Here is a 17,998-nt window from a genome sequence, read left to right as displayed (position 1 = left end):
CGGTGCCAGGAAAAATGCATCGCACCTGATCGTGTCTATTGCCGCGCGTTGCAGTGATGTTACCGGTTGGTGACGCATCCGGGTCACACGGATCGACACAGGAGGATGTTCGAAGCCCAAGGGGGGACCATCCATGATTCGCTTGCCCGTTCGTACGTCTGCCATCGCCCGCCTGCTCGCCGCCAGCGCGCCGCTGCTCGTTTTCGCGGTGCCCGCCATCGCACAGGAACACGTGCCGGCTGCACAAGCCGTGAGCGATCCGGCGAGCGACCAAGGCGTCGGTGAGATCGTCGTCACCGCGACCCGCCGCCGGGAATCGTCGAAAGACGTGCCGCTCGCGGTCACCGCGATCAGCGGCGAGAAGCTCGACGTGCTCAATTCGAGCGGCCTCGACATCCGCTTCCTTGCTGGCCGCACGCCGAGCCTCCAGGTCGAATCCTCGTTCGGCCGGACCTTCCCGCGTTTCTACATCCGCGGCCTCGGCAACACCGATTTCGACCCCAATGCCGCGCAGCCGGTGTCGGTGGTATATGATGACGTCGCGCTCGAAAACCCGATGCTGAAGTCGTTCCCGGTCTTCGATCTGCAGAGCGTCGAAGTGCTGCGCGGGCCGCAGGGCACGTTGTTCGGGCGCAACACGCCGGCGGGCGTCGTGAAGATCGATTCCGCCAAGCCGAACCCGGACAAGGTCACGGGCTATGCGACCGGATCCTGGGCGACCTACAACACGATCAACGGCGAGGCGGCGCTCAACCTGCCGATCGGCAACGGCTTCGCGTTCCGCGCGTCGGGCATCATCCAGTCGCGCGACGATTGGGTTAAGAACGATTCCACGACGGGCAATGCGGATCGCAAGCTCGAAGGCTATCGCGACGTCGCCGGCCGCTTCCAGCTCGGCTATACCAGCAGCGACTTCAACGCGTTGCTGAACGTCCACGTCCGCGACCTGACGGGCTCGCCGCGTATCTTCCGCGCCGGTTTGTTCAAGCCGGGCACCAACGACTTCAACACCGGGTTCGACCCCAAGCACGTCACGCTCGACGGCTATACCAGCCAGAGCCTGACGCAGTGGGGCACCAACCTGCGGCTCGACTATCACCTCGACGGCATCGGCACCTTCTATTCGGTGACCGGCTACGAGCAGGCCAAGGTCGAGAGCACCGGCGATGTCGACGGCGGCAACAACTACACGTTCCTCGGCGGTACGATCGGCGCGATCGGCGTCGGGCTGTTCCCGTCGAACACCGGCGGCCTGACCAAGCCCAAGGAGTTCAGCCAGGAACTGCGCTACGCCAGCGAGGACATGAACGGCATCCGCCTGCAGGGCGGGCTGTATTATTTCCACCAGACGTTGCGCTATCACCAGTACGACTATGCGTTCGGCGGCACCGGTTCGCGCGCGACCGATCTCGACCAGGATATCTACCACGACAACCGCAACGAGAATTACGGCGCGTTCGCCTCGATCGAGGCCAAGCCCGTCGACTTGCTGACGCTCCGCGCGGGCGTCCGCTATTCGCACGACTATCGCAACGACCTCGTGACCGCACCGATTCCCGGTACCGGGATCAGCGACACGCTGCCCGCGCGCGCGGTCGTCCGCGGCTCGAACGTGACCTGGGACGCGAGCGCTACCTACGAACTGACGCCCGCGATCAACGTCTATACGCGGCTCGCGACCGGCTATCAGGGCCCGGCGATCCAGGACCGCGTGACCTTCGGCAGCGTCCAGAGCACTGCGCCCAAGCAGACGACGTTCTCGGGCGAGAGCGGGTTCAAGGGCACGTTGCTCGATCGGAAAGTGAACTTCTCGCTCGACGCCTATTGGTACAGCACCAAGGACCTGCAGATCACCGCGGTCGGCGGCAGCAGCAATTCGGCACGCCTGATCAGCGCGAACAAGGCGATCGGCTACGGCGTCGAGGGCGAGTTCGAGGCGCGGCCGCTTCCCGAACTGACACTGACCGCGAGCGGCAGCTATAACTTCACCGAGATCCGCGACCGGGGCATCGGCGTCGGGGTTTGTGCGACCTGCACCGTGCTCGACCCGATCGTGAACGGGTTCGCGGTGATCGACGGCAACGATCTTCCCCAGGCGCCGCGCTGGATCGCCAACTGGACCGCACGCTATGGCATCCCGCTCGCGAACGGCGGGGAAGTCTATGCCTATACCGACTGGGTCTATCGCAGCCGCATTAACTTCTTCCTGTATGAAGCGGTCGAGTTCACCGGCAAGTCGTCGCTCGAAGGCGGGCTCAAGGTCGGCTACAAGTCGCCGCAGGGATATGAGGTCAGCGCGTTCGTCCGCAACATCACCAACCAGTATCGCAGCATCAGCGCGATCGACTTCAACAACCTGACGGGCATGATCAATGAACCGCGGATCATCGGTGGCCAGTTCAAGGTCGCATTTTAAGATGAGACGCCGAATTGGGCGTCTTACGGTTAATCTTGGTTCGCAAGCGAGCCAAAGGCGCTGTCGTCTGACGTAATACCATGGTGGCCGGTGCTTCGGCACTGGCCCTAACCTTGGATCCACTGTCGACAAGGGCGTCCCTAGAAAAAAGCTTCCAGTCGGACTTGATCACGGACATCTGACAAAGATTTCCGGCGTTCTGACTTCTGCCATTCGTTCATTTGGTGAATTGCGCTTCGCAGCCCCCGCCCAGCACTGGCTCCAACTCACCAAAATGCGGTAAAAATGCAACATTGTTGCAGATGCGTGACGACGTACGAAGTTTTCGATTGCTAGAACACGTCCGTTGTGGCCGTTTGGTGCACGATGACGATGCAGTGAAATGACACCGTCACGACATTCGCAGGGCTGGTCAAAAAGCGTTTCGATACGCCGAACACAATCGACGATCGAGAACGGGAACATCTGGAGAAGACTTTTGAAGAGCTAGGTTTTCCAAGGGGGCTTTAGATGATCAGATACACGACTTCGACCGTCGCACTGGCGGTTGCACTACTATCGTGCCCCGCCGCCTTCGCAGCCGAACGAGATACCATACAGGACGCGGCTACAGGCTCCCCTCAGGACACCACTCCCCAAGGGGTTGCGCCCGTGGAGACCGAACCAACGAGCGAGATCCTCGTACTCGGTACGCGCCGTACCGATCGTACGCTGGCCAACTCGCCCTCGCCCGTCGACATCATCAGTGCGGATGACCTGACCACGCAGCCTGCCGCCAACATGATCGATGCGCTCAAGAACATCGTACCGTCCTTCTATGCCGGCCAGAACTCGATCTCGGATGCATCGACCTTCGTTCGCTCGCCATCGCTTCGTGGCCTGTCGGGTGACCAGGTCCTCGTGATGCTGAACGGCAAACGCTACAACCGGTCGGCACTGGTGCAGGTCTACGGCGGCAGCGATACCGGGCTTGGTCGCGGCGCTCAGGGCCCCGACATCTCGGCAATTCCGTCGCTGGCGATCGGCAATCTCCAGGTGCTGCGCGAAGGCGCCACCGCGCAATATGGCTCGGACGCGATCGCCGGCGTTCTGAACTACGGCCTGCGCCAGGATCAGGGCATCGAACTGGTCGGTCGCACCGGGCAATATTATGCGGGAGACGGCGAAAGTTACCAGATCGCGGGCAATGCGGGCCTGAAGGGCGACTGGGGCTTCATCAACGCGACCGGCGAATATGTCGACGAGGGGCAGACCAGCCGTGGTCGAACCCGCCCATCCGCGGCGAACTTCGCGCAGAACTTCCCGGCGCTCGCGACGCAGCTACCCAATTTCCCCGGCCCCGTGCAGATCTGGGGCAATTCGCCCTCGCATGGCTTCAAGTCGGTGCTCAACGCGGCGATCAACGTCACCCCCGACAGCAAACTCTATTTCTTCGGCAACTTCGCGCAGAGCAAGGGCAACCAGAGCTTCAACTATCGTGCGCCCGTGAGCAGCACCGCAGTCGATTCAGCCGGGGTGGTCCGCAATCAGGGTGCGAACGGCGCGTTCAACAACACGTTCTTCCTCACCCCCTGCCCGACCGGCAGCGCGACCTGCAAGGCGGGTGGCTTCGTGCGCGACGGCAACACCTTCAAGTTCAACCAGCTCTATCCGGCCGGCTTCACCCCGCGCTTCGTCGGCAAGAGCCAGGAACTCTACGGCGTGCTCGGCTACAAGGGTACCAGCGGCGAGTTCAGCTATGACCTGTCAGGCACGCTGGCGCGCAACAAGCTGTCGTTGTCGATGTATAATTCGGCCAACTTCTCCTACGGTCCGGCGACGCAGACGAGCTTCGATTTCGGCGACCTGATCCAGAAGGAAGTCAATTTCAACGCCGACTTCACCTATGCGGCGGATCTCGGCCTCGCCGCGCCGCTGACCATCTCGGCCGGCGGCGAGTTCCGCAAGGAAACCTACGAACAGACCGCGGGCGATACGCAATCCTATGCAGCCGGTCCCTACGCCATCGCGCAGCAGCTCTACACGCAGACCGCGCCCGGCGTGTACGTCGATTCCGGCACGACCGCGGCGCAGGGCGTCGGCGCCAGCGGCTATGCAGGAACCAGCCCAGCCACAGCAGGCAAGTTCGACCAGAAGGCCTATGCCGCTTATGTCGGCCTCGAAACCGATCTTACCGAAGCGCTGACGGTCGGGGCGGCCGGCCGATACGAGCACTACAACACGTTCGGCGATGCCTGGGTCGGCAAGGTCAACGCACTCTACAAGTTCGTCGAAGGCTTCTCGGTCCGCGGCAGCTTCGGCACCGGCTTCCACGCGCCGTCGCCAGGTCAGTCGAACGTCTCGATCGTCACGACCTCGTTCAACAACGGCAACGCGTTCCAGGCCGGCACTTATCCCGTCAACAGCGCACCCGCGCAATATTACGGCGCCGAGCCGCTGACCCCGGAAAAGTCGACCAACTACGGCGTCGGCGTCATCCTGGAGCCGGTCCGCGGCCTGACGGTCACGGTCGACGGGTATCAGATCGATTTGCGCAATCGCATCGGCCTGACCTCGCCATTCATCGTCAATGCCATCGCGATCGCGGCGCAACCGGCACTGCAAGCCGTTGGACTCGACGGCCAAGTGCAGTATTTCACTAATGGCTTCAAAACGCGCACCCGTGGTATCGACGTGGTCGGCACCTACCGCACGAAGCTCAGCGATGCGCAGTTGAACTTCTCGTTGGCGTACAACTACAACAAGACCAAGGTTACCGACTACGACTCCCGTGTCATCAATCTTCCCATCCTCATCGATGCGGAAAACCTGGCGCCGAAGCACCGTATCGTCTTCAACGCCAATTGGTCGCTGGATAATCTGAGCTTCAATGTCCGCGAGAATTACTACAGCTCGTTCACCGCGGCGCAGGATTACGGCGTCACCAACATCCTGACCAACGGCATCGTGACCGGGGCGACGCCTAACCAGGTCTTCGGCGGCAAGTTCGTCACCGATCTCGAAGTAAGCTATGTCTTCGCCGAGCATTTCACCCTGTCGATCGGTGCGCAGAACTTTACCGACGAACATCCCGATCGCCTCGCGGCGAACGGAACGGTGCAGATCTATCCCCTGACCGGCGGCACGTCCGACGGCCAGGTCTACCCGCGCGGTGGTGGCCCATTCGGCTTCAACGGCGGCTTCTACTACACGCGTCTTCGTGTAAAATATTGAAATGGACATGGGGGCGCGAGTGCGTCCCCACGTTTGCGTTCAGCGACGTAACGAACAGACAAGACCATGACTTTAAGTCGTTACATCCATTCCACATCAAGCTTTCGGCGCTCATGCCTACGAACTGCTGTTTCAAGACGAGAAGCCGCGAACATCCCTTTATAGACACCAGCTTTCATCGCTGACTGAGCCTCACGATACGAAATCTGCGACCGCAATGTCTTTGCCGACTACACGACGTGCCGGTGGAAAAACCCCGTCCTACCTTCGCGCTTGACGCCAACGTGGGCGGCTCAGAAAGTTGGCATAATGGCAGCCACCCCGAACCATCGTTGGCCGAGCGACCTGATGCAGGCCGCGCTCGCGCTCCACGACAACCAGCTTCACGTCGCCGAACCGCTGCTGAAGGCGTATCTCAAGCGCGATCCGTTCGATGCGCGGGCGATCCGGATGCTGGCCGAACTGGCGGGGCGGATCGGGCGGTACGGCGATGCGGAGGCATTGCTGCGCCGCGCGGTCGAACTGGCGCCGGGCTTTACCGCAGCGCGCGCGAACCTCGCGCTCGTTCTGTACCGCCAGAACCGCGCGCCCGAAGCACTGACCTTGCTCGACGCGGTGATCGCCGACGAGCCGGACAATCCCGGGCATGCGAACCTGAAAGCAGCGGCGCTCGGGCGGCTTGGCGGGTTCGAGGATGCGATCGCGCTGTATGAAAAAGTGTTGCACGATGCGCCGGGCCAGCCGCGCGTGTGGCTGAGCTACGGTCACATGCTCAAGACGGTGGGGCGTCGCGACGACGGTATTGCTGCCTATCGCCGCGCGTTGGCGCTGTTACCGACCCTCGGCGACGCGTGGTGGAGCCTCGCCAACCTCAAGACGGTACGGTTCGACGATGCCGATATCGCATCGATGGAGGCTGGCCTCGCTCGGGATGATCTGGATGACGAGGACCGCTTCCATCTCGATTTCGCGCTCGGCAAGGCATTCGAGGATCGCCGAGAACCGGTGCAGTCGTTCGCGCATTACGCGGCGGGTAACGCACTCCGCCGGACCCGGATCGTGTACGACGCCGACGAAACGCGCATATTCGTCGACCGCAGCATCGCGCTGCTTACGCCCGATTTCCTGGACGCGCGCCGCGGCCAGGGATGCGAGGCACCCGACCCGATCTTCGTCCTTGGCATGCCGCGTGCGGGTTCGACGTTGATCGAGCAGATTCTCGCCAGCCATAGCCGCGTCGAGGGCACCACCGAACTCCCCGACATGCCCGCGCTCGCCCGCCGCATCGCCGACTATCCGCAGGGCATCGCCACCCTCTCTGCGGATGCACTGCGCGAAATCGGCGAGGAGTATCTGCGTCGTGCCGCGATCCAGCGGCGCACCGATCGCCCGTTCTTCATCGACAAGCTGCCCAACAACTGGGCGCATACCGCGCTGATCCACCTCGCCTTGCCCAATGCGCGGATCATCGACGCGCGGCGCGACCCGCTCGACTGCTGCTTCTCGAACTTCAAGCAGCATTACGCGCGGGGGCAGACGTTCAGCTATTCGCTCGACGATCTCGGCCGCTATTACCGCGACTATGTCCGGCTGATGACGCATGTCGACGCGGTGCTGCCGGGCCGCGTCCACCGCGTCGATCACGAAGCCCTGCTCGAAAACACCGAGGTCGAGGTCCGTGCGCTGCTCGCAGCGTGTGGCCTCGACTACGAACCCGCATGCCTCGCCTTCCACGAGACCGAGCGCGCGGTCCGCACCGCCAGTTCCGAACAGGTGCGTCGGCCGATCAACCGTGACGGCGTCGATGCCTGGCGGCCGTACGAAATGTGGCTCGACCCGCTGAAAACCGCACTTGGCGACCTGCCACGCGCATGATCCGTGGTAAAAACGTCACGCTCACGTAATAAAGCTGCAAAATAGGCCAGCTTCGTTTGACGTTCGCTGCACTGCACCACAGTCTCTGCGCATAATCGCTTGGGGGCTCGCGCATGCACATATTCGATCGTCGGTTGTTGATCGGCACGCTTTTGGCCTCTTCGGCGATAGTGTCTTCCGCTCACGCTCAGACCGGCCCTGCCGCGGCACCAGCACCTGCCGAGCAAACCGCCCCTGCCGCGCAGACCGCTGGCGAGTATGAAGGCGACATCGTCGTCACCGCGCAGAAGCGCGATCAGAACATCCAGAACGTCCCGATCAGCATCCAGGCGATCGGCACCAAGCGGCTCGACGATCTCAACATCTCGAACTTTAACCAATATACGCAGCTACTGCCGTCGGTATCGTTCCAGACGACGCAGCCAGGATCGACCGTCGTCTACATGCGCGGCGTCGCATCGGGTGGCGATGGCAACCATTCGGGCCCCCTGCCCTCGGTCGGCACTTACCTGGATGAGCAGCCGGTGACGACGATCGGCGGCACGCTCGACGTCCACATCTACGACATCGCCCGGATCGAGAGCCTTGCCGGGCCACAGGGCACGCTGTACGGCGCGTCGTCCGAAGCAGGCACGATCCGGATCATCACCAACAAGCCCGATACGAGCGACTTTTACGGCCGCGTAGATGGCGAGGTGAACAGCGTCAGATCCGGCGGCATCGGCAGCAAGGTCGAAGGCATGCTCAACATGCCGCTGTCGCAGTCCGCAGCGCTACGCGTGGTCGGCTTCTATCAGCGCGATGCCGGCTACATCGACAACGTCGCCGGGTGCCGCAGCTACCTCCCAGAGCCGACCCCGACCTCGTGCACGTCGGCGAATGGCGGGGTCGTCGTCGACAACGCCGCGTTCGTGAAGAAGAACTACAACCATACCGAGACCTATGGCGGCCGCGCGGCGCTGAAGGTCGATCTCGACAGCAACTGGACCGTGACGCCGACCGTCCTGTACCAGGAACAGCGCAACCACGGCACCTATGGCTACGACCCCAAGGTCGGCGATCTCCAGGTCCAGCATTTCTTCCCCGAGTTCCGCCGCGACCGGTTCATCCAGGGCGCGCTGACGATCGAGGGCAAGGTCGGCAACTGGGACGTCACCTATGCCGGCGCGTATCTCGACCGGAAGACGTACACGTCGAGCGACTATACCGATTACGCCGAAGCCTATGACTCGGCCTATTCCTCGGTCGGGGGGCTTGCCGGCTATTTCTACTACCAGGACAATGCCGGCCGGACGATCGACCCGCGGCAGAAGATCATCGGCACCGACCATTTCAAGAAGACCAGCCAGGAACTGCGCGTCGCGTCGCCGGTCGAGGACCGGTTCCGGATCGTCGCCGGCGCCTTCTATCAGCGCCAGACCAACGCGATCTTCCAGGATTACCAGATCGCCAATCTCGGCACCGCGGTATCCGTCAACGGATCGCCCGGCACGCTGTGGCTGACCAAGCAGGAGCGCGTCGACAAGGATTACGCGATGTTCGGCGAGGCGAGCTTCGACATCCTGCCGAACCTGACCGCGACGGCGGGTGGCCGCGCGTACATCTACGACAATTCGCTAATCGGCTTCTACGGGTTCGGGCGCAATCCCGCGGTCGATCCGGACGATGGCCGGCCCTACACCGCCACGCCGTTCAATGCCGCGGGCAGCAGCCAGACCGGCGTCGCGGGCTGTTATCTGGCGAACGGCCAGACCTTGCGGGAAGCCTATCTGAGCGGTGGCGACACCTCGACGTTGTTGCCCGCAGCCGTGTCGGGCTCGCCGTGTACCAATCTGGCGACCTACACGACCACCGGCCTGATCCCCAAGAAAACGCAGGGGCAAGGCGCGACCTACCGCTTCAACCTGACGTTCAAGCCCACCGACAAGGTCATGGGCTATGCCACCTTCTCGCGCGGTTTCCGACCGGGCGGGATCAACCGCCGCGGCGACGTCGCGCCCTATGATGCCGATTTCCTGACCAACTACGAGCTCGGCTTCAAGACGACGCTGTTCGATCGTCTCCGGTTCAACGCCGCGATCTATCAGCAGGCCTGGGACAAGTTCCAGTTCTCGTTCCTCGGGCTCAACAGCTTCACGATCATCCAGAACGGCCCGAACGCGCGGATCAGGGGCGCGGAGGCGGACGCGAACTTCTCCACGGGCGGCCTGTCGCTCACTGCGGCGGCGTCCTACACCGATGCGAAGACGCGCAACGACTTGTGCGCGACGCAGACCTGTAGCGGCACTGGCCTCGACGTACTTGCGCCGAAGGGCACGCGCCTGCCGATCACGCCACGCTTCAAGGCAAGCGGGACCGCGAGATATAGCGTCCCGGTCGGCACAGCGAAGGCGTATATCCAGGGGCTCGTCGCGCATCAGAGTTCGGCGTCCGCGGACATCCGGACGTATCAGGCTGGAACGCTCGGGCGACTCAAGGCCTATACGACGGCGAACGCGTCGATCGGCGCGGACCTGTCCGGCTACACGCTCGAATTGTTCGTCCAGAACCTGTGGGACGAACGCGCGCAATTGTCGCGGTTCCAGCAGTGCGGGACGTGTTCGCAACGCACCTACATCGTCAGCAGTACGCCGCGGACGATCGGCTTGCGCGCGGGAGCGAAGTTCTAGGGATTGGTTCGTCGCGATCCTCCCCCGCAATGGGAAGGATAAGAATTCTCCGAGGAAAGATGATGATGACGTCCAAGCTCAAACTTCTACTAGCCTGCACAGCCATAATGGTCGGCATCCCGGCCTCCTCGCAGACGCCAGCCGCCACCAACGGTCTCGAAATCGCGAAGAAGATGATCGCCTTCCGCAGCGTGCGCGGCCCCGGCAACCAGACCCCGCAGCTTGCCGCCTATCTGAAGCAGACGCTGGTCGCGGGCGGCTTTGCGGCTGCAGACGTGACGATCACGCCGGTCGACGATACCGCCTATCTGATCGCGACATGGCGCGGCAGCGATCCGGCGCTGAAGCCGATCGTCGTCTCCGGACATATCGACGTCGTCGAGGCCAAGCCCGCCGACTGGCAGCGCGATCCGTTCACTGCGGTGGTCGAGAACGGCTATCTCTACGGCCGTGGCGCGACCGACATGAAGCTCGACGCGGCGCTCGCGATCGCCACGCTGCTCGACATGAAGAAAGCGGGCTACACGCCAAAGCGCGGCATCGTCCTCGCGCTGTCCGGCGACGAGGAAACGGTGATGAAGACCTCGTCGCTCATCGCCGAAAAGCTCAAGGCCAGCGAGATGGCCCTCAACATCGACGGCGGCGGCGGACTGTACGACGAGGCCGGCAAACCCGAGTATTTTACGATCGGCGCGGCCGAGAAGACCTATGCCGACTTCCAGCTCGAGGTGACCAACGCCGGCGGTCATTCGTCCGCGCCACGCAAGGTCAACGCGATCAACGAGCTGTCCGCCGCACTGGTCAAGATCGGCGCGTATCGCTTCACGCCGCAACTGTCGCCGATCACCAAAGGCTATTTCGAGGGCGTCGCCCCGCGTCAGACCCCCGAACTCGGCGCCGCCATGCGCGCATTCGTCGCCAACCCGGCCGACCAGAAGGCGATTGAAACGCTCGCTGCCAACACCGGCTATGTCGGCCAGATCGGCACGACCTGCGTCGCGACGATGGTCAGTGGTGGCCACGCCCTAAACGCGCTGCCGCAGCGTGCGACCGCCAACATCAACTGCCGCATCTTTCCCGGCGTGAAACCCGCGACGGTGATGGCCGAACTCGCCAGGGTCGCCGCCGATCCGGGTGTGAAGTTCAGCGACGTCACCGAAGGATCGAACCCGACAGACGCCTCGCCGCTGCGCGCTGACCTGACCGGCGCAGTCAAGGCGGCGATGGGCAAGATCCGTCCAGGCGTGCCGGTCTTCCCGAGCATGTCGGCGGGTGCGAGCGATTCGATGTGGTATCGCTCGGTCGGCGTGCCGAGCTACGGCGTCAGCCCGATCTTCATCAAGCAATCGGACGACTTCAGCCACGGCCTCAACGAGCGCACCCCGATCGACAACATCCCGCTGGCGATCACCTATTACCGCTCACTTTTCACAGATCTGACGAAATAGCGCACAGGGCACCGGGATCGGCCGTTGCGCTGCACGACCGATCCCATTTTTTAGCTTCGCATGTTTGGCATGAGTATTCTTGAGAAGACTCGCCTGATCTTACGGGTTTCGACTTCCCAATCCGATCCTAATGGCATCGTTCGGCTGTCGGTTTTCGGCTGATTTCATCCGGTTCTGGTCTTTGCAGGACGCTGCCGCTCTGGAGTTTTAATTTATTGGTCGGCTTCTGCTGAGGGCTGAGTTGAAATCTCCATGAGTGCGGAGTTTCTAGTTGGCGCCCCGGACACGCGGTAAGGTTGCTTCGAGCGTCACCTAGCTGTTTGCAGCGGAGCCAGGTGTGAAACTAGCAGCCGGGAAAATGTAGTCGCGGGACACAATGGGCTCGCGCAACCTGGGATCTTGAGCGCGACGAGCGAAGCGGATTGCCCAAGCCCACGGAGGGTCTCGGGCGACTGGGTGCGGTACGACACCCGCACGAACCGGGCATCGGTGCTTGCGTCACGCAGGCGTTCGATCAGCAGCGCCCCGCCCGGCGGAACGTCGTTGGTAGCATAGCCCGGCGCTTTCAAATCGACCCGAAGCGCGGCGGCCAACGCCGTGATGTTGGTGTCATGCCCCATGAATACCGTCAGCCGCGGTCCCGTCGAGGACAAGGACGCCAGCACCTCGCGGCCGAGCACGGCGGCTTGATGCGCGGCCATATAGGGCGGGTGCGTGTACACGGCGAACAGGGCGGCATGCAGCGCGCCGACTTGCTCGATAGTCGCAGGATTCGCGCGGCCCCAGCCAATGCTCTCGCGTGGCAGACCCTCGACCTCCTGCAGCAGCAGTACCTGCGCAATACCGGAGGCGGCGCGGATCGGCCCCGCCAGCACGAGATCGTGGCCATCGGCGCTTGCGCTGACCGCCGGCGTGCTATCAGGGACGCATCCCCGCTCCACCGACGTGCAGCCAAGCACTTGATCGAGGCGCGCGAGCGCAGCGCCGTGACGTCGGACGAGTGCCGCCATGCCGCCCGTCTCATGGTTGATAGATGCAATTGCTGCGCGCGCGTCGAAAGCCGTCGCTCGTGCACGCAACGGCTCGAAGATCGAGTCCGTGGTACCGAGCGGTTTGTGCTCGATGGCGAGATCGCAGCCGGGCGCAAGACCCTCCGCATAGGCCTGCCCGCTCGCGATCGTCCGATCGGAACTGTTCGATCTGATCCGTGATGAGTAAAGCGCTGAGGATGCTTAGGAGCAGATCGCCTGCCTGCCGTGGCGATATAGGTCGTTTGAGGTCTGCGGTTGGAGGCGCACTAAACGCAGAACGATGATGCGGCCGCTCCTTGACGCTTGATGTGTTGTCGGCAACCTACAGCAAAAGGTGTAAAGTGATGCGGATCGTCGGTAGTTTGATTTTCCTCCTCTCAGCGGCGGGCTACGCTCAGGCGGCTCCGATGCAGGCGGAGGCTTCAAGAGGAGCCGCCGAGGGCGCGGTTGGCGCATCTGCGATCACCGCCATTAAGGTTTCGAACGTTCCTGAAGAGTACAAGATTGCACGAAAGATGAAACTTCGCGTGCTGTCTCAGTCGTTGGTGACTCAGGATCGATCTTACGATGTACTGAATTGCTTGGACAAATCGGGAAAGCCGCGCGAGCTCTGGTTTGACATTAGTAGTTTTTACCCCGGATCGTTGGGGGCGCAGTGAATCGCGAGGGGCTGACGGTATGACACCGCGACTGACGATGTAATCAATGAAACTTAATTCATTGCAACAGTTATAAACTAGTAAATATCTCGCCGGCGGATCTAGTTGCGGCATATGCTAGGGCCCTAGTGTGCCGATGCCGCCGCCCGGACGCTGCCATTAAAACTATAGTTGAGCCGGCATCGCAGTTTCAAGGCAAGATATGCTAACAGAGGGCGGTGCAGCACCGCTGAGATTTTTGCCACCACCGATTTGCTTTATGATTGCAGTGGCTACTTCAACGCCATGACTGAAGCAAAGACCTAAGTGTGCACATTCGTCGGATACAAGGCTTTTTCGATCTCTGCCGCTTGGTCATCGGCATCGTCACCAACGATAAATAGAAACGGCCGTGTTACCTTCTTTGATGTACGCCGTAGCATCAACTCTACACCGTGGAGATAATCGATGAGTTACTCGTCGTTAGATCCAGCTATCCATGAACTCCGCCCCCGGAAAAGGGCCGTGTGCAGGTCGCAAAGCGCTCCCTCACACCACAGCAGGTTTGAGACATTCGCTCTGGCTTGACCAACACAGGCGCTTCCAGAACCGGGCGCTCTTTGACGTCGCGATCGACAGCAAACTGTACGGCTGCGATGTCGTCAAGGTTCGCATCGGCGACATCGTTACCGGCAGCAGCGTCCGGGATCGTGCCGTCTTAGTCGGCAGAAAACCAAACGACCCGTGCAATTTGAAATCGTCGAGCAAGCCCGCAAAACCTCGCCCGCTGGCTAGAGCGTCGCGGCGGCACGTTAAACGACTTCATCTTCCCCCACCCGCAACGATAATATGGCACTCCCTCGCTTCGACGCACGATGGCATCAATCATTTACAAGCTGACAAGAAATCTACGCGGAATGCAGATTTTCCTTGGTCATGCGAAAGAGAGCACGGGCCACTACCTTGGCGTCGATGTCGAAGACGCGTTGGGGCTTTGAAAGCGGACGGAGGTCTGAACCATTAGCGGCCATCCCGAACGGCCTGCCCACCTCCCAACTTCCGCCATTCGTTCATGGGATTCTGAACATATCCACGACGCTGGTCGGCGCGTCCGATCCGAAGAAGCGGGACAGGTTTCTCGCACTGAGCTGTGCAATCGGTTGGCTGCGTACGAACAGGTCATGCTCGTAAATGCCTAGGGCCCTTTCGTTATCGCCGTGATGGTCGATCAACGCACGCGCGAGCTCCGCTCCATCGAGCATTGCCAGATTTGCGCCTTCCCCCGCGAACGGCGACATGAGGTGCGCGGCGTCGCCCAGCAGCGTCGCGCCTTTTACGCGCGGCCAGGTCAGCAAAGGCGGCAGCGCGTAAATGGGGCGCACAACCGGGACCTTCTCCCCGTCGGTGATCAGGGCACGTAGCGATCGCGACCAGCCGTCGAACAAGGCCTCGATTCGGGCGGCCGTGATCGGCAGGGCTGCGGCCAGCCACTCCTCGGGCCGATTGACAGCCACATAGATATGGATGCTGCCATCGGCGTTCCGGTGCGCGAGGATGCCTTGGCCAGGGGCGACCGCCATCAACGTGCCCGAGCCGATAACCGCCGCGGCGGGGGCCGCGCGCGGATCGTCCGCGTCGCAGTGAAGCTCGAGAAAGCAGGTGCCGGTATAGGCAGGCTGGGCGTCGGTCACGAGTGGGCGTACGCGCGACCAGGCACCATCCGCCCCGATCAGCAGTGTCGTTTCGACCACGGAGCCGTCGGTGAATGCGACCGCGTGGCGACCACGTCCCGCACCTTGAACCGACGCGACCTTGCGGCCCCACTGCACAATCTCTGGCGGCAAGGCATCCAGCAGCAACCGGCGCAAGTCACCACGGTCCACCTCGGGGCGGGCGGTGGCGGCATCGCCCGGTCGATCGAGCAACACCGTGCCATGCCGGTCGACGACCCGCTTGGCATCCTCGCCCGGCCGGACCAGCTTCAGGAATGCATGGTACAGTCCGAGCGTATGCAGTGCCTGCTGACCGCTATGCTCATGCAGGTCGAGCAAGCCGCCCTGGGCCCGCGCGTCCGGCGACGGCTCGCCTTCATAGACGACGACCCCGATGCCGCTGCGATGCAAGGCGCCGGCGAGCACCAAGCCGCCCAGGCCCGCGCCAATGATGGTAACGTCTTCTCGCATTTGTTCGCGCTCCTAGCCGGCGCAGGTCAAGCCTGCGCTGCCATTGATGGAGCCGCTAACCAGCTATCAGCCGGCGTGCGCGCGATGGGGGTGTTGACCACACCATCGTTTTTCGCAGCACGGGCTGTCTAAGATAAGATCGTTTGTCACGCAACATCGAGGCCGCATGACGCCCTGCCCACTTCCCGACGTTCGGCTGCCCTACCCGACGTTTCTACGTCGACGCTCCTTCACTTCGTAATATGATCGCTTTGCCTCGGTATGTCGGAGATCTGACGCGAACACCCCGGTTGAAGTGTGGGCCTTTTGATTGAGGTCATCATAAGATTCACATTTTCCTCGGCGTTGTCACATGAATCGTACACTGTATGCCTACGCGATGTTTGTCGGCCTTATACGGGACGCATCGCGATGGCTTTGGGGTAGCAGAATGGCGATTGGTCGAAGAGCCTTCCTAATCGGTGCATCGAGCGCGGCCGCCGCACCACCAGGGGCAGCCAGCACTTTACGGCGTTCGGTTGCGCGTGGCTCGATCATGGACGTCGAGCACGTCGTGATCCTGATGCAGGAAAACCGGTCGTTCGATCATTATTTCGGTACGTTGCGCGGCGTCCGCGGCTTTGCCGATCCACGGCCTGTGACGTTGCCCGGCGGCCGATCCGTCTGGGCGCAACGCGGCGCCGACCGCGATGGCGGGCGGATCACCTGGCCGTTCCGGCTCGACTACAACAGCAGCAACGCGCGCTGTTTCACCGGGCTCGACCATAGCTGGAAGGACAGCCAGGCGCGCTGGCGCAACTGGGACGTATGGGCGGAGCAGAAGGGCCCGCTGACCATGGCGCACCTGACCCGCGCCGACATTCCGTACTACCATGCGCTGGCGGACCAGTTCACGATCTGCGACGGCTATCACTGCTCGTTGCAAGGCCCGACCGGCCCCAACCGGCTCTATCACTTCAGCGGCACGAACGGCCTGAGCGTCGGGCAGGAAGGCGCCTATTGCGTCACCAACGGCGGCACGGATGCCAACCCCGGCGCGGACATGGCCAAGGATGACGCGACTGGGGGCCTGCCATGGCGCACCTATGCCGGCCGGCTCGAGGAGGCGGGTATTCCCTGGCGCGTGTACCAGGAGCTCGCCAATTATTCGGACAATCCGCTCGGCTATTTCAGCGAGTTCCGAAAGCTGGACCGGTCGTCGCCGCATTACCGGCGTGGACGGGCCTATGTCGACTGGATCGACGGCGTGGCACCAGAAGATCCCGAGAAGACGCAGGCCAGGCACCTCATCGCCGCGTTCACCGCCGACGTCGCCGCCGACCGGCTTCCCGCGGTGTCGTGGATCGTGCCGATGATGCAGATGAGCGAGCATCCCGACGCGCCCGTGCCGTTCGGCGAGGTGCTGATCAGCAGCGTGATCGCGGCGCTCGCGTCCAATCCAAAGGTCTGGGCGAAGACCGCGCTGATCCTCAACTACGACGAGAATGACGGCTTCTTCGATCACGTTCCCGCCCCCGTTCCCGGAATCGCACCGCGCTACGGTGCGAGCAACGTCGACGTCCGCAGCGAGACCTATCGGGGCGAGCCGGTCGGCCTGGGCCCGCGCGTGCCGATGACCGTGATCTCGCCGTGGACGCGCGGTGGATGGGTCAATTCGCAGCTGTTCGATCATACGTCGGTGTTGCGATTTCTGGAGAGGCGCTTCGGCGTTGCCGAGCCGAACATCTCGCCGTGGCGGCGCGCGGTGTGTGGCGACCTCACTTCGATCTTCGACTTCGACGTGCCGCACAGCGCACGGCTCGACACACGCTGGGCGGCGGCGCTTCCGTCGGTCGCCGGCTATGTCGAGGAAACCGAGCGACTGTGCGCGACCGCACCTGCCCCGATCATTGCCAAGGGGGACGGCGTACCCGTGCAGGAACCGGGGACCCGGCCTGCGCGAGCGCTGCCGTACCGTTTCGCCGTCCAGCCGGTTTGGTCGGACGCGGCGCTTACGCTGAATTTCGTCAACCAGGGTCCGGTCGGGATCGTCTTCTGCGTCCAGGACGAAGTGAATTTTCCGGGTTGGCGCTACTTCACCGTGGCGGCGAACTCCCGTCTGAGCGAGACTTGGCCGATCCGTGCGGACCAGCCGCACGCGCTGGTCGTTCGGGGACCAAACGGGTTCCAGCGCGACTATTGCGGCCAGGCGGGGAGCGCAGGGATCGAGGCAGTGGCACTATGGCGTGAAGACGGCACGGCCGGCACGGTACAGCTTCGCAACAGCGGCCATGCGCCAGTGACGATGGCGCTGCATTGCGCGCATAGCGGCGAGCGACGCGAGATCGCGCTCGCCGCCGACGCCACGGCAAAGGTTCCGATCATCTTGGCCGACCATCGCTGGTACGACCTGTTGCTGACTTCCGCGAATGGCGTTCAGCTGCGCCTGGCGGGGCATGTCGAGACTGGGCGGCCCGGCATCAGCGAGCCCGCCGCGGCGTTTCCGCACCCCGCCTGAGCCGCTCTTACTGTCATGGCCGTGTCGC

General features: G+C 62.7%; 9 protein-coding genes and 1 pseudogene. 8 read left to right on the top strand and 2 right to left on the bottom strand.

The genetic code is table 11. The features are described 5' to 3' along the window. The first annotated feature begins 133 nt into the window (after nt 1-133). From AC59GX_RS00145 to AC59GX_RS00125, 5 genes are all read left to right on the top strand, one after another. The gene (locus AC59GX_RS00145) at nt 134-2,416 is read left to right on the top strand and encodes a TonB-dependent receptor (RefSeq protein WP_426282870.1); all 2,283 of its coding nucleotides are present in this window, start codon (nt 134-136) and stop codon (nt 2,414-2,416) included. 510 nt (nt 2,417-2,926) lie between these two features. Then, on the top strand, nt 2,927-5,629 hold the full coding sequence (locus tag AC59GX_RS00140) for a TonB-dependent receptor plug domain-containing protein (RefSeq protein ID WP_426282872.1): 2,703 nt from the start codon (nt 2,927-2,929) through the stop codon (nt 5,627-5,629). Nucleotides 5,630-5,938: 309 nt separating this feature from the next. Further along, nucleotides 5,939-7,504, top strand: coding sequence for a sulfotransferase family protein (locus AC59GX_RS00135; protein WP_426282874.1), 1,566 nt, complete (start codon nt 5,939-5,941; stop codon nt 7,502-7,504). 113 nt (nt 7,505-7,617) lie between these two features. Continuing rightward, on the top strand, nt 7,618-10,173 hold the full coding sequence (locus AC59GX_RS00130) for a TonB-dependent receptor (RefSeq protein ID WP_497300538.1): 2,556 nt from the start codon (nt 7,618-7,620) through the stop codon (nt 10,171-10,173). Between the two features lie 65 nt (nt 10,174-10,238). Further along, complete coding sequence (locus AC59GX_RS00125) at nt 10,239-11,621, top strand: M20/M25/M40 family metallo-hydrolase (RefSeq protein ID WP_426282877.1); 1,383 nt, start codon at nt 10,239-10,241, stop codon at nt 11,619-11,621. A gap of 308 nt (nt 11,622-11,929) precedes the next feature. Here the strand turns inward: AC59GX_RS00125 and AC59GX_RS00120 are convergent, their stop codons facing one another. Next, entirely contained in the window at nt 11,930-12,631 is a 702-nt protein-coding gene (locus AC59GX_RS00120) for a histidine-type phosphatase (protein ID WP_426282878.1), read from the bottom strand. Nucleotides 12,632-12,996: 365 nt separating this feature from the next. Between AC59GX_RS00120 and AC59GX_RS00115 the strand changes: the two genes are divergently transcribed. Then, nucleotides 12,997-13,311, top strand: coding sequence for a hypothetical protein (locus AC59GX_RS00115; RefSeq protein ID WP_426282879.1), 315 nt, complete (start codon nt 12,997-12,999; stop codon nt 13,309-13,311). Between the two features lie 447 nt (nt 13,312-13,758). After that, a pseudogene (locus AC59GX_RS00110) lies at nt 13,759-14,288 on the top strand (site-specific integrase). Nucleotides 14,289-14,360: 72 nt separating this feature from the next. Here the strand turns inward: AC59GX_RS00110 and AC59GX_RS00105 are convergent. Then, the gene (locus AC59GX_RS00105) at nt 14,361-15,473 is read right to left on the bottom strand and encodes an FAD-dependent oxidoreductase (protein ID WP_426282880.1); all 1,113 of its coding nucleotides are present in this window, start codon (nt 15,471-15,473) and stop codon (nt 14,361-14,363) included. A 379-nt stretch (nt 15,474-15,852) separates the two neighbouring features. Between AC59GX_RS00105 and AC59GX_RS00100 the strand changes: the two genes are divergently transcribed. After that, nucleotides 15,853-17,970 carry a phosphocholine-specific phospholipase C gene (locus AC59GX_RS00100; RefSeq protein WP_497301296.1) on the top strand — a complete coding sequence of 706 codons (2,118 nt, stop codon included), beginning with the start codon at nt 15,853-15,855 and terminating at the stop codon, nt 17,968-17,970. The last annotated feature ends 28 nt before the right edge of the window (nt 17,971-17,998 follow it).

Source organism: Sphingomonas sp. 320_CC, assembly GCF_059691795.1.
The sequence above is the reverse complement of the archived record's forward strand: the minus strand, read 5'-3'. Positions and strand labels throughout refer to the sequence as shown.

Excerpts from the sequence above, each read along its gene's own strand:
- AC59GX_RS00135 (WP_426282874.1), top strand. The coding sequence starts at position 5,939 with ATGGCAGCCACCCCGAACCATCGTTGGCCGAGCGACCTGATGCAGGCC.
- AC59GX_RS00145 (WP_426282870.1), top strand. The coding sequence starts at position 134 with ATGATTCGCTTGCCCGTTCGTACGTCTGCCATCGCCCGCCTGCTCGCC.
- AC59GX_RS00125 (WP_426282877.1), top strand. The coding sequence starts at position 10,239 with ATGACGTCCAAGCTCAAACTTCTACTAGCCTGCACAGCCATAATGGTC.
- AC59GX_RS00105 (WP_426282880.1), bottom strand. The coding sequence starts at position 15,473 with ATGCGAGAAGACGTTACCATCATTGGCGCGGGCCTGGGCGGCTTGGTG.
- AC59GX_RS00130 (WP_497300538.1), top strand. The coding sequence starts at position 7,618 with ATGCACATATTCGATCGTCGGTTGTTGATCGGCACGCTTTTGGCCTCT.
- AC59GX_RS00140 (WP_426282872.1), top strand. The coding sequence starts at position 2,927 with ATGATCAGATACACGACTTCGACCGTCGCACTGGCGGTTGCACTACTA.
- AC59GX_RS00120 (WP_426282878.1), bottom strand. The coding sequence starts at position 12,631 with ATGGCGGCACTCGTCCGACGTCACGGCGCTGCGCTCGCGCGCCTCGAT.
- AC59GX_RS00100 (WP_497301296.1), top strand. The coding sequence starts at position 15,853 with ATGTTTGTCGGCCTTATACGGGACGCATCGCGATGGCTTTGGGGTAGC.
- AC59GX_RS00115 (WP_426282879.1), top strand. The coding sequence starts at position 12,997 with ATGCGGATCGTCGGTAGTTTGATTTTCCTCCTCTCAGCGGCGGGCTAC.